Annotated in this window: 16 protein-coding genes; 10 read left to right on the top strand and 6 right to left on the bottom strand. The window is 63.0% G+C overall.

Translation table 11 applies throughout. From position 1 onward, the window contains the following. The first annotated feature begins 20 nt into the window (after positions 1–20). Entirely contained in the window at positions 21–908 is an 888-nt protein-coding gene (gene bla, locus V1292_RS32770; RefSeq protein WP_334376678.1) for a subclass B3 metallo-beta-lactamase, read from the top strand. Positions 909–910: 2 nt separating this feature from the next. On the opposite strand, the gene V1292_RS32765 is transcribed toward bla, so the two are convergent. Next, positions 911–1879: an SMP-30/gluconolactonase/LRE family protein gene (locus V1292_RS32765; RefSeq protein ID WP_334376677.1), complete on the bottom strand. Its 969-nt coding sequence runs from the start codon at positions 1877–1879 to the stop codon at positions 911–913. 94 nt (positions 1880–1973) lie between these two features. Between V1292_RS32765 and V1292_RS32760 the strand changes: the two genes are divergently transcribed. Then, a complete protein-coding gene (locus V1292_RS32760; protein ID WP_334376675.1) occupies positions 1974–2798 on the top strand; it encodes an NAD-dependent epimerase/dehydratase family protein in 825 nt (274 codons plus the stop codon). Here V1292_RS32760 and V1292_RS32755 read toward each other — a convergent pair. Together V1292_RS32755 and V1292_RS32750 are read right to left on the bottom strand one after the other, a co-directional pair. Beyond that, positions 2795–3487: a GntR family transcriptional regulator gene (locus V1292_RS32755; RefSeq protein WP_334376674.1), complete on the bottom strand. Its 693-nt coding sequence runs from the start codon at positions 3485–3487 to the stop codon at positions 2795–2797. The two genes, V1292_RS32760 and V1292_RS32755, sit on opposite strands and share 4 nt — an antisense overlap. Then, on the bottom strand, positions 3484–3621 hold the full coding sequence (locus V1292_RS32750) for a hypothetical protein (protein ID WP_334376673.1): 138 nt from the start codon (positions 3619–3621) through the stop codon (positions 3484–3486). The genes V1292_RS32755 and V1292_RS32750 overlap by 4 nt, the downstream gene beginning before the upstream one ends. 165 nt (positions 3622–3786) lie before the next feature. On the opposite strand from V1292_RS32750, the gene V1292_RS32745 reads away from it, so the two are divergent. Further along, positions 3787–5493 (top strand): IlvD/Edd family dehydratase, encoded by a 1707-nt coding sequence (locus V1292_RS32745; RefSeq protein ID WP_334376672.1) that lies wholly within the window; start codon positions 3787–3789, stop codon positions 5491–5493. A gap of 171 nt (positions 5494–5664) precedes the next feature. Here V1292_RS32745 and V1292_RS32740 read toward each other — a convergent pair whose 3' ends face one another. Then, the gene (locus V1292_RS32740) at positions 5665–6456 is read right to left on the bottom strand and encodes an enoyl-CoA hydratase/isomerase family protein (protein ID WP_334376671.1); all 792 of its coding nucleotides are present in this window, start codon (positions 6454–6456) and stop codon (positions 5665–5667) included. A 269-nt stretch (positions 6457–6725) separates the two neighbouring features. On the opposite strand from V1292_RS32740, the gene V1292_RS32735 reads away from it, so the two are divergent. Continuing rightward, a complete protein-coding gene (locus tag V1292_RS32735) occupies positions 6726–7946 on the top strand; it encodes an NAD(P)/FAD-dependent oxidoreductase (RefSeq protein ID WP_334376670.1) in 1221 nt (406 codons plus the stop codon). Between the two features lie 139 nt (positions 7947–8085). On the opposite strand, the gene V1292_RS32730 is transcribed toward V1292_RS32735, so the two are convergent. Both V1292_RS32730 and V1292_RS32725 read right to left on the bottom strand, forming a co-directional pair. Next, on the bottom strand, positions 8086–9003 hold the full coding sequence (locus tag V1292_RS32730; RefSeq protein ID WP_334376669.1) for a ribokinase: 918 nt from the start codon (positions 9001–9003) through the stop codon (positions 8086–8088). A 25-nt stretch (positions 9004–9028) separates the two neighbouring features. After that, positions 9029–9922 (bottom strand): sugar kinase, encoded by an 894-nt coding sequence (locus V1292_RS32725; RefSeq protein ID WP_057844487.1) that lies wholly within the window; start codon positions 9920–9922, stop codon positions 9029–9031. A gap of 241 nt (positions 9923–10163) precedes the next feature. On the opposite strand from V1292_RS32725, the gene V1292_RS32720 reads away from it, so the two are divergent. The 6 genes from V1292_RS32720 to V1292_RS32695 all read left to right on the top strand — a co-directional run bounded on the left by V1292_RS32720 (position 10164) and on the right by V1292_RS32695 (position 16321). After that, positions 10164–11423, top strand: coding sequence for a Glu/Leu/Phe/Val family dehydrogenase (locus tag V1292_RS32720; RefSeq protein ID WP_334376667.1), 1260 nt, complete (start codon positions 10164–10166; stop codon positions 11421–11423). Further along, a complete protein-coding gene (locus tag V1292_RS32715) occupies positions 11420–12280 on the top strand; it encodes a VOC family protein (RefSeq protein WP_334376666.1) in 861 nt (286 codons plus the stop codon). Before V1292_RS32720 ends, V1292_RS32715 begins: the two co-directional genes overlap by 4 nt. A 254-nt stretch (positions 12281–12534) precedes the next feature. Further along, a complete protein-coding gene (locus V1292_RS32710; RefSeq protein WP_334376665.1) occupies positions 12535–13242 on the top strand; it encodes a TetR/AcrR family transcriptional regulator in 708 nt (235 codons plus the stop codon). A gap of 252 nt (positions 13243–13494) precedes the next feature. Further along, positions 13495–14304, top strand: coding sequence for an ABC transporter permease (locus V1292_RS32705; protein ID WP_334367704.1), 810 nt, complete (start codon positions 13495–13497; stop codon positions 14302–14304). A gap of 55 nt (positions 14305–14359) precedes the next feature. Next, positions 14360–15358 carry an ABC transporter substrate-binding protein gene (locus tag V1292_RS32700; protein ID WP_065744176.1) on the top strand — a complete coding sequence of 333 codons (999 nt, stop codon included), beginning with the start codon at positions 14360–14362 and terminating at the stop codon, positions 15356–15358. Between the two features lie 114 nt (positions 15359–15472). After that, positions 15473–16321: an ABC transporter ATP-binding protein gene (locus tag V1292_RS32695; protein ID WP_334376664.1), complete on the top strand. Its 849-nt coding sequence runs from the start codon at positions 15473–15475 to the stop codon at positions 16319–16321. Position 16322 lies beyond the last annotated feature (1 nt).

Below are 16322 nucleotides of genomic sequence, written 5' to 3'. Positions count from 1 at the left end.
GAAAAGTGTGGAGGATGCCCGTGAAGAAGATTGCCGTTGCACTTGCCACGCTGATGTCGCTGACGGCTGCCGCGGAGGCGCAGACTCCCAAGGATCTGATCGCGGCCCTCAAGGTAAAGTGGAACACGCCGACCGAGCCGTTCAAGATGATCGGCAACGTCTATTATGTTGGAACCGACGGCCTCGCCTCCTATCTGATCACGTCGCCGCAGGGCCATATCCTGGTCGATACGGTGATGCCGGAATCAACGGCGCAGATCAAAGCGAACATCGACAAACTCGGATTCAAGATCACCGACGTCAAATATCTGCTCAATACCCACGCCCATATCGATCACACCGGCGGCCTCGCCGAAATGAAGCAGGCCAGCGGCGGCCAGATGGTCGCCGGCGAAGCCGACAAGCCGCTGCTCGAAGGCGGCTACTATCCGGGCGAGCAAGAAGATACCGCACTAGCGTTCCCGCCCGTGAAGGTCGATCGCACGGTTCGCGAAGGCGACACGGTCAAGATCGGTGACGTCACGTTGGCCGCCCGCGAAACCCCCGGCCATTCGCCGGGCTGCACGAGTTGGTCGTTCTCGGTAAAGGACGGTGATGCCACGCGCTCGGTCCTCATCTTCTGCAGCGGCACGGTGGCGCTGAACCGCCTCGCCGGCAACCCGACCTATTCCGGTATCGTTACCGATTACCGGAAGACGTTCGCGCGGGCCAAGGACATGAAGGTGGATGTGCTGCTCGCGCCGCATCCGGAAATGTACAAGATGGCCGAGAAGCGCGCCAAGCTCACCGAAGGTGGACCCAATCCGTTCGTCAGCCCCGGCGAGTTCAATGCCTATGCGGCGACGCTGGAGCAGGCGTTCGAAGACGCGCTTGCCAAGCAAACCGCCGCCGCGCAGGAAAAGAGGTAAGCCTATCCCCCCAGCGCGCCCTGCGTGTTCACATAGAGCGCGTAGATCGACTGGCTCGCGGCCATGAACAGGCGGTTGCGTTTCAGGCCGCCGAAGCAGAGATTGGCGCAGCGTTCGGGTAGCGCAATGCGGCCGATCATGACACCGTCGGGCGCGAACACGACCACGCCGTCGAGTTCGGGATCGCCCATGCCCCAGCCGCACCACAGATTGCCGTCGATGTCGATTCGGAAACCGTCCGGCGTGCCTGGTCCCGCATCGACAAACACGCGCTTATCGGAAAGCTTGTCGCCGGAAGGCGAGACGTCATAAGCGAGGATCTTGCGGTTGGGCACGCCGCGGGACTCGATGATGTAGAGGATTTTTTCATCCGGCGAGAAAGCGAGCCCGTTCGGTCCCAGCACGCCCTCGGCGACGATGGTGGCTTTGCCGGTCGCGGTATCCAGCCGATAGACATTGGCGTCGATTTCGGGCTCGGCCTTGTAGCCCTCGTAATTGCCGAGCAGGCCGAACACAGGATCGGTGAACCAGATCGAGCCGTCGGACTTCACCACGACGTCGTTCGGAGAGTTCAGCCGCTTACCGTCGAAGGAATCGATCAGCACCGTGATCGATCCATCATATTCGGTGCGCGTCACCCGCCTCCCGCCATGCTCGCAGGTGACCAGGCGTCCCTGCCGGTCACGGGTGTTGCCGTTGGCGAAATTCGACGGCTTGCGGAAGATGCTGACCGCGCCGGTCTCCTCCTCCCACTTGATGATACGCTGGTTCGGAATGTCGCTGCACAGCAGATACCGCCCGTCGCCGAACCACACCGGCCCTTCGGCCCAGCGCAACCCTGTGGTCAGCCGCTCCACCGCCGACAGTTTGAGCCAATACTTCTCAAAGCGCGGATCGAGCGCACGGATAGCCGGATCGGGATAATAGGTGGCCGGGCGCCAGCCGGCTGAATGCGATGCTGCATCGGACATTTGCTGTTCTCGTTGGTGCGTTCTCAGAGCGTTTGGGTTAGCTATCATTACCTGCTAATGACCGCAAATCGATCGCGAGACTAAGAGGAAACAAATGCCACGCATATTGATGACCGGCGCCGCCGGCGGAATCGGCACATCCTTGCGCAAGCTGTTGCCGCCGATCTATCCGGACCTGCTGCTGAGCGATTTGAAGGCGCCGGCCGATCTAGGCAAGGATGAGAAGTTCAAGGAGGCCGATCTCGCCGACATGCCGCAGGTCGAGGCGATCTGCGAAGGCATCGACGGCATCCTGCATTTCGGTGGCTATTCGGTCGAAGGACCCTGGGATTCGATCCTGCAGTCGAACATCATCGGCGGCTACAATCTGTTTGAAGCGGCGCGGAAAAAAGGCGTCAAGCGCGTGGTGTTCGCCTCGTCGAACCATGCGGTCGGCTTCTACCCGCGCCATCACCGCATCGGCACCGACGTCACCGCACGCCCCGACAGCCGCTACGGCGTCAGCAAGGTGTTCGGCGAGGCCGTGGGCGCGCTCTATGCCGACAAGCACGGGCTCGGCGTCACCTGTATCCGGATCGGCAATTTCGGCGAGATGCCGCTGGATCACCGCCGCCTGTCAATCTGGCTGAAGCCAGAGGACCTGGTGCAGCTCTGCCGCATCGGGCTCGATCATCCCGACATTCACTTCGAAATCTTCTACGGCGCCTCCTACAACGAGCGCGCCTGGTGGGATAACCATCGCGCCTTCGAGCTCGGCTATCGGCCGACTGGCCGGGCCGAGGACTTCCGCGAGCACGCGATGGCCGAGCAGGCCAAGCTGAAGCCGGATCCGGTCGGCGATTACTACCAGGGCGGCACGTTCTGCAGCATGGAGTTCGACGGCGACGAGAGCCGGATCGTGGATTGGAGCAAGCGCTAGCGCTTGCCTTCATCCTCGGCGATGCGGCCGAGATAGTCCGACTTGCTGAACTGCATATGATCGACGCAGAGCTGCGCCAGCGCCCAGCTATCGCGGCCCTTCAAGAGTTCAATCATGAGTTCATGCTGCCGACGCGACAGCGCCAACCCTTCCCGGTCGGCGAGATTCTTGGCACGCATCGGCAGCGTCAGGTTCATGTAATCCTGCAGCGAGCGCACCAGGTACGGATTGCCGCAGGCGGAGAACAGCGCGACGTGGAACGCGTCGTTGGTCTCGTGAATGCCGCGCAGATCCTGCGCGTCGGCTTTGGCACAGTATTGCCGCTGCAGCTCGTTCAACAGCTCGATCAGGCCGGCCGGGGCGGGCAGCGCAATCATCAGCGCCGCCTGCCGCGTCAGCATTTCCCGGACCTCGTAGATCTGCCGCACCTCCTCGGCCGAATAGAACCGCACGGTGGCGCCGATGTTTTTTTCGCGCAGCACGATGCCCTGGCGTTCGAGTTGGAATAGCGCCTGGCGGACGAAATGTCGGCTAGCGCCGTAGCGCTGCATCAGCGTGTCCTCGACCAGCCGCGAGCCCGGCGCGAAGCGGCCGAAGATGATGTCCTCTTCCAGCCGGCGGATAACTTCCGCCTGTTCCTCCTCGCGCGTCGGCGCGGAAATTTCGGTCAATGATTCCTGCGGCTTCATCGCAAGGCCTCCCAGCCCGACAGCCGATAGCAATCCTCGATGCGGGCTTGATCTGATATGCTCGCCCAGGCGATGAAATGATGGCGGCTCACCATGCCGGCGCCGACGAGGCCAATGCGCAACGGTTGGTTCATGAGCGCGTTTCCAGTCTGGACGGAAAGTCAGCACGCAAGCGCATTATTGTCAATAATACCGCAGTATGCTGGGTCGAAATGCCCGGTCACGGCGCCAAATGATCAAACATTGACAATAATCTGCCGGACTCCTTAAGTGCCCATCCACGACGACAGGAAGAAAAAATGGCCGACGGACTTCGCAAGGGACTGACGAGTTATGGCGATGCTGGCTTCTCGCTATTCCTGCGCAAGGCCTTCATCAAGGCCATGGGCTACTCGGACGATGCGCTGAACAGGCCGATCGTCGGCATCACCAATACCTACAGCGACTACAATCCCTGTCACGGCAACGTTCCGCAAATCATCGAAGCGGTGAAGCGCGGCGTGATGCTGTCGGGCGCGATGCCGATGGTGTTCCCGACGATTTCGATCGCCGAGAGCTTTGCCTATCCGACCTCGATGTACCTGCGCAATCTGATGGCGATGGACACCGAGGAGATGATCCGCGCTCAGCCGATGGACGCCGTGGTCGTGATCGGGGGATGCGACAAGACGTTGCCGGCGCAGATCATGGCCGCAGTCTCAGCCGATCTGCCGACCGTCGTCATTCCGGTGGGCCCGATGGTAGTCGGGCATCATAGGGGCGAGGTGCTCGGCGCCTGTACCGATTGCCGCCGGCTCTGGGCAAAATATCGCGCCGGCGAAATCGATGGCAACGAGATCGAAGCCGTCAACGGCCGGCTGGCGCCTTCAGTCGGCACCTGCATGGTGATGGGCACCGCCAGCACCATGGCGTGCATCACCGAGGCACTCGGGTTGTCGCTGCCGATGAGCGCGACGATCCCGGCGCCGCATGCTGAACGTTTTCGTTCGGCGGAGGCCAGCGGCAGGGTGGCGGCCGAAATGGCGAAAGCCAAGGGACCGAGGCCGAGCGAGATTCTGACGCCGGCATCGTTGCGCAACGCGCAGGTCGTGATGCAGGCGATCGGCGGCTCGACCAATGGCCTGATCCATCTCACCGCGATCGCCCATCGCTCGCCGCACAAGATCGACCTCGAGACATTCGACAGGCTCGGCCGCGAGGTGCCGGTGCTGGTCGATCTGAAACCATCGGGCGAACATTACATGGAGCATTTCCATCATGCCGGCGGGGTGCCGAAGCTGATGGCGCAGCTCGGTGATCTCATCGATCTCGACGCCAAGACCATCACCGGCCAAACGCTGCGCGACGTTGTCGCTGGCGCGGAAGATGTGCCGGGACAGGACGCCATCCGTCCGCGCGACAATCCGATCAAGGCCGAAGGCGCGATGGCGGTGCTGCATGGCAACCTCGCGCCGCGTGGCGCGGTCATCAAGCAGTCGGCGGCGAGCCCAAAACTGCTGCAGCACACCGGGCGCGCCGTGGTGTTCGAATCGGTCGAAGACATGACGCTGCGGGTCGACGATCCCGATCTCGACGTCAACGCCGACGACGTGCTGGTGCTGCGCAACGCCGGCCCCAAAGGCGCGCCGGGCATGCCGGAAGCGGGCTATCTGCCGATTCCGAAGAAGCTTGCGCGTGGCGGCACCAAGGACATGGTGCGGATATCGGACGCGCGGATGAGCGGAACGGCGTTCGGCACCATCGTGCTGCACATTACGCCGGAGTCGGCCGTGGGCGGGCCGCTGGCGCTGGTGAAGAACGGTGACATGATCCGGCTCGACGTCGCCAAGCGTAGCATCGACCTGCTCGTCGACGAGGCGGAGCTGGAAAAGCGGCGCGCCGCGCTGGCGCCGGCCGTGACGCCCGATTGGGCCAAGCGCGGCTACGCGCATCTGTTCAACGAGACGATCCTGCAGGCCGACGAGGGCTGCGATTTCGACTTCATGCGCGGGCAGGGGAAGAAATAGCCCTGCGGCGTCATGCCCCGCCAACGGGTCGCGCGAATGCGCGCCCGATGACAGGCTCCGGCGGGGCATCCAGTACTCCGAGGCGTTGAATTTGAATAGAGCGAGCGCGGCGTACTGGATCATCCGCCTTCGCGGATGATGACAGTTGAGCAAGCGGTAGACAATGCGCCGCTACTTCGCCTTGCTGGTGAATCTCTTCACCGCAACACGAAATTCATCCGTTTGCATGGCGTCGATGATCTTCGCCTCCTCGGCATCGAGCTGCTGCTTCGTCGGCGTGACCGCGGCCTGATAGACTAGCGACTTGGTGCCGCTGATCGCCGCTGGCGGGTTCTGTGCCAGCCGCTCGGCGAATTTGCGCGTTTCAGCCTTCAACTCTGCCGCCGGAACGACGCGGGCGACCAGGCCCCACTCGTAGGCCTGCTGCGCGGTAAAGCTGTCTTCGGCCAGAAAGATTTGCAGGGCGCGGCGGGTGCCGACGGTGCCGACCATGCCGACCGTGCTGCCTCCGTCAGGCGAGACGCCGATCTTGGCATAGGCCGGCGTGAAGCGGGCGTCATCGGCTGCGATGCAGAGGTCGGTGACGAATGCCAGGCCCATGCCGGCGCCGGCAGCAGAGCCGTGGACGCTCGACAGCACGATCTTGGGCATCCGCCGCACCGCTTCGATGAAGGCGTGGTAGTGCTTCAACAGCTCCCCGACCACGGGCGCGATCGTATCGTTGGCGGCGGCGGCGCCGATGGTCTGCAGATCGCCGCCGGCGGAGAAGGCGCGGCCTTCGCCCTCGATCACCAGCACCCTTATCTCGTCATTGCCTTCGACCTCCGCGCCGAGTTGCTCGAGCTTTTGCGCGATCGACAGATTGATCGAGTTGAAGGCCGCGGGGCGATTGAGCGTGATCGTGGCAATCGGGCCCTCGATCCTGAGCAGGGCAGGGGCGGCGGTATCATCGGAAGTCGACATGGCAAGGCCTCCGGGGGACGGATGGGCCGGGCATTTAAATAGAGAAGGCAACAGGTGACAATCCCCGGCCAGGTCCGCAAAATGCGGCAAAGGCCGCCCTCAAGGCCGCCGACGCCCTTGCGTCTCGTCGTTCCATGAGGTCAGATAGTGCCCGTCATCGTTCGGGACGGACACGAGCGCCGCTCCCAAGGGACGAGGCAGGCAAGCCAAAATCATTGGAGAGGAAACGACATGGGTCATTCCCGTGCGCTCGAACGTAGGATGTCCCTATGACGGTAGGAACAGTTGTCATCATCGGCGCAGGCCACGCCGGCTATCAGCTTGCGGCCTCGCTGCGCCAGCACGGCTTTTCGGAACGCATCGTGTTGTTGAACGATGAAGGCCATCTGCCCTACCAGCGGCCGCCGCTATCAAAAGCCTACCTGAAGGGAACCGGCGGGCCCGACAGCCTGATGTTCCGGCCGGAAAAATTCTATCTCGACCAGAGGATCGACCTGATCTCCGATCGCGCGGTGTCGATCGACCGCGCCGCCCGCAAGGTGGCGCTCGCCTCCGGCGCTTCGCTCGACTATGGCCATCTGGTGCTGGCGACCGGCGCGCGCAACCGCCTGCTCGACATTCCCAACGCCAATCTCGACAGCGTGCGCTACTTGCGCACGCTCGACGAAAGCCAGTCGCTGCGCGACTACATCACCGAGGGCCAACGCGTCGTCGTCATCGGCGCCGGATTTATCGGCCTGGAGTTCGCGGCGACGGCGCGAGCCAAGGGCCTCGAAGTCGACGTCGTCGAACTCGGCACGCGCGTGATGGCGCGCGCGGTGACGGCGGAGATCTCGGAGTTCTTCCAGTCGCGCCATACCGCGGCGGGCATTCGTATTCATCTGGGCGTGCAGGTCACCAGCATCGAGGGCGACGGCCGCAAGGTCACCGGCGTCAGCCTCAGCGACGGCCGGCACATGAAAGCCGACCTGATTGTGGTCGGCGTTGGCGTGTTGCCGAATGTGGAACTGGCGGCGGACGCCGGCCTGCCGGTCGCGTCGGGCATCATCGTCGATGAGCACCTGCTGACCGCCGATCCGAATATCTCGGCGATCGGCGACTGCGCGCTGTTTGCGAGCCCGCGTTTCGGCGGTTCACTGCGGCTGGAGTCGGTGCAGAACGCCACCGATCACGCGCGCTGCGTCGCGGCCCGGCTGACCGGCGATGCCAAGCCGTATGACGGCCTGCCCTGGTTCTGGAGCGATCAGGGGCCCGACAAGCTCCAGATCGCAGGACTAACCACCGGCTACGACCGCGTGGTGGTGCGCGGCGATCAAGCCCAGGCGGCATTCTCGGCTTTTTGCTACAGGGGCGGGCAACTCGTCGGCATCGAGTCCGTCAATCGCGCGGGCGATCACATGTTCGGACGGCGCCTGCTTGCCGCCCATGGCTCGATCACGCCCGAGCAGGCGGCCGACCCGCGCTTCGACCTGAAGGGTGCGCTGACTTAACTTGCGGCTTCGTAGGTGGGCAAAGCGACTTGTCCGCCGTAGCTCAACGAGCGAAGGCGGAAGCGTGCCCACCGCTCTTGCGGAGTACGCGATGGTGGGCACGGCGCAAACGCGCCTTTGCCCACGCTACGAAGTCAGGCTATGAACGCAACACCGCCGCCACCTCGGCCGCCGTCGGCATCGACGGCGCGGCGCCCATTCGCTGCACGCAGATCGATGCAGCGGCATTGGCGTATTCAAGCGCGTCGCGGATTGCCTTGCCGTTGGCAAGCTGCGCGGCGAGGGCGCCGACAAAACAATCGCCGGCGCCGGTGGTGTCCACGGCCTTTACGGCGCGTCCCGCAATCATCAGCGAGGGTTCGCCGCCGACAAGGGCGAGCACGCCTCGCTTGCCGAGCGTAACGCAGATGATTTTCCCGGAGCCCGTTGGCAGGCGCCGCGCCGCTTCGGCGAAACGAGTGAGGTCGTCGGTGTCGTGAAGTTCGGTCTGCGCGAGAAGCCCCAGTTCGGTTTCGTTCAGAATAAGGATATCGACGAGATCGAGCAGCTCGTGGCCGCAGACGGTCGCCGGCGCCGGATTGAGGATGGTGGTCGCGCCGGCCGCGCGTGCCCGTTTGAAGAAGGCGACGATCGTGGCTTGCGGAATTTCGAACTGACTAACGGCAACGTCGCCTTTGGCAAGCACGGGGGCTGTGACATCCCCGGCACTGACCAGCGCATTGGCGCCGGGTACGACGACGATGGTGTTGTCGGCGTCGGCGATGGTGATCACGGCCGTTCCGGTATGGACATCCGCGGTGTCCTTGACCAGAGCGAGGTCGACGCCTTGGGCGGTGAGAAATTGCCGCAATTGCTGGCCGAACGCATCCGCGCCCAGTCGGCCGATCAGCGTTGACGATGCGCCGAGCTTTGCGGCGGCCACGGCCTGGTTGGCGCCCTTGCCGCCTGGAAAATAATGCACCGCTTGGCCTGCGACGGTCTCGCCGACCTTCGGATGGCGGTCGGCCGTCGTCACCACATCCATGTTGATGCTGCCGGCGACGAACACGCGCCCCATGCGTACTTACCCCCGTTTCGCTTCCTCAGGCGCTGACCTGAAACTCCCGCGTGATCGCCTCGATGTCGGCGAGCGTCGGCAGGCCGGCCTCGTTGCCGAGACGCTGGACCTTGAAGGTCGAGGCGGCACGCGCAAGCTCGAAATGCTCCTGCCAGCTTTTAGCGGGATTGGCGAGATAGGAATAGACATAAGCGCCGTGGAAGACGTCGCCGGCGCCGTTGGTATCGATAACGCGTTCTGGTGTAACCGGAAGCGCGGGAAGGCGGCGGACGGCGCCGGTCTCGTCATACCAAAGCAGGCCCTTCTCGCCCATGGTCACGCCGCCGATCCGGCATCCGCGGCTCTTCAGATAATCCAGCATGGCCTCTGGCGTCTTGTCCATCTGTTCGCACAGCCGTTCGGCCACGATCGCGACATCGATGAATTCCAGCAGCTCATGAGTGTTGGTGCGCAGGCCGCCGCCGTCGAGCGATGTCAGAATGCCATCCTCGCGGCAGAGTTTGGCATAATGGATCGCAGCGTCCGGCTGATGGCCGTCGACATGCAGCGCGCGGCAGCCCTTCAAGTTCAGCATCGGGAAGGGATGAATGTGCTCGTCGTCGCGGCAGCGTACGATGGCGCGTTTGCCGTCTTTCGGCATGATAAACGACAGCGAAGAGGAGTTGACCTTGCGTGGATGGATCGAGATTCCATATTTCGCGGCCATGTCCTGAAACATGCGGCCGAGCCAGTCGTTGGCCATGGTCGAGATCAGGTCCGGCACGATCCCGAGCTTGGCGCAGCAGAACGCCGCCGTCACGGCGTTGCCGCCAAACGACACCGCGTAGGCCGAGGCCACATGTTTTTCGTCGCCGGTCGGCATGTGGTCGGTGATGAAGGTAACGTCGATATAGGTCTGTCCGATGAAGAGGGCCTGCATGCGTTTTCCGTCATATCCTGCAGAGTGTTGGGCGAAGATGGTCCCGGCGCGGCGCACACACATTAGCACTGGTTATCGGATGCATTCGCTGAAATTATTCGCAACCGTGCCGTCTTTGCTGCTTGAGATCGGAGTATAGAGGAGACTGCGATCGTCCTTAAGGGGGGCTCGGGCATACCGTCGTATAACGGCTGACGGCTGCCCGGGTTTCCCCAGCGGCGCGACAAAAGTGGAGAAAATGATGACGGTTTATTCCGGTCCCGTGTTCGACATGGCCGTTAATCAGTTTGGCGTCATAGCCAACCATCTGGAAATCCCGATGGATGAGCGCGGCCGCATCCTGATGCCGAAGCGGGCGGTTACTGTCTCTTGCCCGATCCACCGCGACGATGGCACGGTCGCCGTATTCGAAGGCTATCGTGTCCAGCACCACCTCACCCTCGGTCCGACCAAAGGCGGCACGCGGTTTGCACCCTCGGTCGACATCGGCGAGGTCGCGGCGCTCGCGATCTGGATGAGCTGGAAGTGTGCCCTTGTCGGTTTGCCCTATGGCGGCGCCAAGGGCGGCGTCAATGTCGACCTCTCCACCATTTCCAAGCGCGAGCTGGAAGGGCTGTCGCGGCGCTACATGCAGGAGATGATCCCGTTCGTCGGTCCGCATACCGACGTGATGGCGCCGGACATGGGCACCAACGAGCAGGTGATGGCCTGGTTCATGGACACCTACTCGATGTACCAGGGCCAAACGGTGACCGAGATCGTGACCGGCAAGCCGGTCTCATCCGGCGGTACGCTCGGCCGACGCGAAGCAACCGGGCGCGGCGTGGCCTATCTCGCCAAGCGGGTGCTCAAGGAACTCTCGATCAATCCGGGCAGCGCGACCGCCGTGATCCAGGGCTTTGGCAATGTCGGCTCCTACGCCGCGCTGGAACTACAACAATATGGCCTGAAGATCATCGCGGTCAGCGATCACACCGGCGCGCTGCATGATCCGAAGGGGCTGGATATTCCGGCATTGATGCGACATGCGGGCGCGCATGGAAGTATTGCCGGGTTCTCCAACGAGTTGACTTTCGATCCCGAGCAAATCCTCACGCTGCCCTGCGACGTGCTGGTGCCGGCGGCGATGGAGCGCGTGATCGATGCCAAGGTCGCTGAAGATCTCAAATGCCGCGTGCTGGCCGAGGGCGCCAACGGGCCCACCACGCCGGAAGCCGATCTGGTGCTGGAAAAGCGCCAGGGCGAAGTGTTCCTGATCCCCGACATTCTCTGCAATTCCGGCGGCGTCGTCGTCAGCTACTTCGAATGGGTTCAGGACCTGCAGCAATTGTTCTGGGAGGAAGAGGAAGTGACGCGGCGCGAATACGCGATCCTCGATCGCGCCTTTGACCAGATGCTGCAGCGGGCCAAAGCCGACAAGATCCCGCACCGCACGGCGGCGATGGCGATCGGCGTCGAGAAGGTGCGCGCCGCCAAAAACGTGCGGGGACTTTTTCCGTGATCACCGGCCTCGATCACGTCGTCGTTCTCGCCGGCGACATCAACGCAGCCTCCGTCGCTTACCAGACCTTGTTTGCCCGTGCGCCGGCCTGGCAGAACAGTGGGGACGGCGCCGACCGCGTCCTGTTCACGCTCGACAACACGACGCTGGAATTGATGGCGCCGAGCGGCGAGGGCGCCAATGCCGACCGCATTCGCAGCGTTCTGGCCGCGCAGGGCGAGGGGCTCGCAAGCATCTGCTTTCGAACCAGCGACATCGCCCAAATGCATCGCAGGCTCGACCGGCTGACGCTGAAGCCGGACGTGATCGCCGACGTCGAAAGCCGCGACGCGATCTCGGGTGCTGTGCTGTCGTGGAAGCGCACGCGCGCGGCGACGGAGGCCACGCGCGGCGTCCGGATGTTTTTCCTCGAGCGCGACAAGGAGCGCCCGCTGTCGGTGCGAACCACGCCCGGATCGATCACGGCGCTGGACCATGTCGTGGTCTCGACGTCGGACCCGGAACGAGCCGCAGCGCTCTACGGTGCGCGGCTCGGCCTCGACATGGCGCTCGACCGCTCGCACCCCGATTGGGGCCGGCTGATGTTCTTCCGCTGCGGCGACCTCATCGTCGAGGTCACGCACCGGCCGGGCAAGGCGACGGATACGTCGCAGGAAAAACTTCAAGACAAACTTCGCGGCCTGTGCTGGCGCGTCACCGACATCGACGCCACCCATGCGCGGCTTGTCCAGGCCGGCGTCGACGTCTCGGAAGTCCGCACCGGCCGCAAGCCGGGAACGCGGGTGATGACGGTACGGAACGGGACGTGCGGTGTACCCACGCTGCTGGTACAGCCGTCGGCGGGGAAGCCCGACTGAAGTTACCGAAGCTACCCTCCCCTGGAGGGGGAGGGTCGGCTCACGTTGAGCGTAGCGAAACGTGAGACGGGGTGGGGTGATCTCTCCACCCGCACCACCGCCTCAATGGAGAGACTGTCACCCCACCCCGTATCGCATCTTGCTTCGCGCGATGCGATACGACCCTCCCCCTCCAGGGGCGGGTGAACAACCTTCATTCTCAAACGCTTCCCTGCATGCTACAGCTTGGCCGATGCGACCAACGGGCGACTGATTTGGCAAAGGCAAAACGCGTTCAGAAATGGCAGCGAGACCCCGAGGGGATGCGGCTTCGCATTCTCGAGGCCGCCAAGCAGGAATTCGCCGCCCATGGCCTGGCCGGCGCGCGCGTCGACCGCATTGCGGCCAACGCCGGCGCCAACAAGCGCATGCTGTACTACCATGTCGGCAACAAGGAAGACCTCTACCTCGCGGTGCTGGAAGGCGCCTACGAGAAAATCCGCTCCGAGGAGCGCGGGCTCGATCTCGAACACCTCGATCCGCCCGAGGCGATCGAACGGCTGATCGATTTCACCTGGAATTATTTTCTCCGCAACCCGGAATTTTTGGCGCTGCTCAACACCGAGAACCTTGCAAAGGCGCGCCATCTGAAGCGCTCGACCAAGGTAAAGTCGATGCACTCGCCGTTCGTCGAGATGATCCGCACCGTGGTGAGACGCGGCGTCGAAAGCGGCGATTTCCGCGTCGCCGTCGATCCCGTCCAGCTCTATATCTCGATCGCCGCGCTGTGCTTCTTCTATCTCTCCAACAGCGCAACCCTTTCCGTGATCTTCGGCCGCGACCTCCTGAAGAAGGAGGCGAGGGACGAGCGCCTGGCGCATATGGTGGCGCTGGTGCTGGCGGCGCTGACGGGGAAATCGACCGCGGATTTCGGCAAGCCCGAGAAGCCGGGCGTGCGGCCGCCAGCGCATCAGCCGGTCTAACCGTCGTTCCTGCGAACGCAGGAACCCATAACCACCGATCTTGATTGTCGTACCGGGACGGCGGCCCAGCGTTCGCAAAACAGACACTTATGGTCATGGGCCCTGCGTTCGCAGCGGCGGCGGGGTCATGACGCCGGGGGGCGTTCGTAGGGCGACGGAAAACAGGCCATTTCGCCGCACAAAAACTTGCTTGCCAGTATTTATCCAACGGGTTAATTTCCCGCCCATAAGACGATGACCAGGGAGCGGGATGTGGCCGAGCTGAAGCGCGAGAGTGGCGTGTCGAAAGCGCTGAATGCTGCGTGGGTGCGGCCGTTTTTGTTCCTGCTGTTCATCGTGGTGATGTGGGACCTCACCATTCGCCTGTTCCAGATTCCGGCCTACCAGATCCCGGCGCCGGGCGATGTCGTGGCGGTGCTGCGGACGGATTGGCCGGAACTGCTGCGGCAGGCCTGGCCCACCACTTACGCCACGATCTGCGGCTTCCTGTTGTCGGCCGTGTTCGGCATTCCCGTCGCGATGCTGATCGCGGGATCGAAGACGGTGGAGAGCTATGTCTATCCGCTACTGGTATTCTCCCAATCTGTGCCGAAGATCGCGATCGCGCCGCTGTTCGTGGTGTGGTTTGGCTTCGGCATTATCCCAAAGGTGATCTCGGCGTTTCTGCTCGGGTTTTTCCCGGTGGTAGTGTCGGCGGTGCAGGGTTTCAAGTCGGTCGACCCTGATATGGTCGATCTCGCGCGCGCCATGCAGGGTAGCCGTTTTCAGGTGTTTCGCGCCGTCAACCTGCCGCACGCGATGCCGGCGATCTTCTCCGGCCTGAAAGTCTCGGTGACTCTTGCCGTCGTCGGTGCTGTCGTCGGCGAGTTCGTCGGCTCCAATTCCGGCATCGGCTACGTGATGCAGCGCTCGATCGGCACCTTCGACCTGCCGACGATGTTTGCCGCGCTGGTGATCCTGGCGCTGCTCGGCGTGGTCCTGTTCTGGGTCGTCGACCGGATCGAGCGGCTCGTGATTCCCTGGCATGTCAGCCAGCGCGAGGACATCATTTTTGCTTCCTAAGCCAAACCAACAGGCGGCCTATCCAAGGGCTGCATCACCAAACGGGAGGATGACCATGATACGAGTGATAACGGCGATCTCCGCCGCCCTGATCTGGACCGCGCTTTCGGTGCTTCCGGCATCGGCCGCCGACAAGGTCGTGCTGATGCTGAACTGGTACGTCTATGGCGAGCACGCGCCGTTCTATTACGGCAAGGCCAAGGGCATTTATGCCGCCGAAGGCATCGACCTCGAGATCCAGGAAGGCCGCGGCTCGGCGGCGACCACGCAGGCCGTTGCGGCCAAGACCGCGAACTTCGGCTATGTCGACGTTCCCACCATGATGCGCGCGGCGGTCAAGGGTGCCCCGATCGTCGCCACCGGCGTGCTGCTGCAGACCAGCCCGATGTCGGCGATGGGCTTTGTCGAAAAGAACATCAAGAAGCCCGAAGACATCAAGGGCAAGACGGTGGCGATCACGCCTGCGGACTCGATGACGCAGATCTGGCCGCTGTTTTTGAAGAAGACCGGCCTGAAGGAAAGCGACTTCCAGACGGTCGCCGGCGACGGCCAGACCAAGCTGAACGCCGTCATCAACGGCCAGGCCGATCTGTTGCTCGGCTATGTCATGGACCAGTCGATGAAGATCAAGGACGCGACGGGTAAGGACGTCAACGCGATCAAGTTCGCCGACTACGGCATCAACATGGTCTGCTCGGGCGTCGTCGCCAACACCGACTTCGTCAAGGCCAATGCCGATCTCGTCAAGCGCTTCATGTCGGCGACGACGAAAGCGGTCGAAGCCGCCGAGAAGGATCCGAAGGGTGCGGCGCAGTCGATCCTCGATGCCAACCCGAAGGGCGGCAAGATCGAGACGCTGACGAAGGGTTTTGAGCTGACGATCCCGCTCTACCGCACGGCTGAAACCAAGAACAAGCGGCCGTTCCAGGTGACCGACCAGAACATGACCGACACGGTCAATCTGATGGTCGAATATGGCGGGTTGGATGCCAAGGCCAAGGACAATCCGAAGGCGTTTTATACCAACGACTATCTGCCGCAGGGCGGTTCGTGAATAAGCCGTCATTCCGGGGGGATGCGCAGCATCGAACCCGGAATCTCGAGATTCCGGGTCTGGTCCTTCGGACCATCCCGGAATGACGGGCATCTCGACAACGGAATGAGCTGAATGAATCCTGCGACCAAACCAACCGAGATCGACCAACCAGCCGCGCATTTGCGCCTGGTATCCGATCGCGCCAGCGGCGCGGCGTCCGGCATCACGCTATCAGGCGTCTCAAAAACCTATCGTTCACGCGACGGCGACGTGCCGTCGCTGCGGCCGCTGGATTTCCACATCAACGAAGGCGAGTTCTTTGTCGTGGTCGGCCCGTCCGGCTGCGGCAAGTCCACGCTGTTGAAGATGATTTCCGGGCTGCTCGCGCCATCGACGGGGGAGATTCTGGTCGAAGGCGAGCAGGTTACAAAACCGCACGGCAATGTCGGCATCGTGTTCCAGAACGCGCTGCTGCTGCCCTGGCGCAACATCCTCTCCAACGTGATGTTGCCGATCGACATGAAGAAATTGCCGCGCGACGAATATCTGCCGCGGGCGAAAGCGCTGTTGAAGCTGGTCGGCCTTGAAGGCTTTGAGAAAAAGCTGCCCTGGCAATTGTCCGGCGGCATGCAGCAACGCGCCTCGATCTGCCGCGCGCTGGTGCACGATCCCAAGATCATGCTGATGGACGAGCCGTTCGGCGCGCTCGATGCGATGACGCGCGAGAAGATGAATGTCGAACTGATGCGAATCCAGCGCGAGACCGGCAAGACCGTGCTGCTGATCACGCACTCGATTCCGGAAGCGGTGTTCCTGGCCGACCGCGTGCTTGTCATGACCGAACGGCCCGGCGCGATCGCCGCGATCTACGACGTGCCACTGCCGCGCCCGCGCTCGCTCGACGCGATGGCCGATCCCGCCTTCACCGAACTGGTGCAGCGGATTCGCAAGCATTTTTTCACGCAAAGCGCGCTCGACTGAA

This window comes from Bradyrhizobium sp. AZCC 1719 (assembly GCF_036924525.1).
Taxonomy (GTDB): Bacteria; Pseudomonadota; Alphaproteobacteria; order Rhizobiales; family Xanthobacteraceae; genus Bradyrhizobium.
The sequence above is the reverse complement of the archived record's forward strand: the minus strand, read 5'-3'. Positions and strand labels throughout refer to the sequence as shown.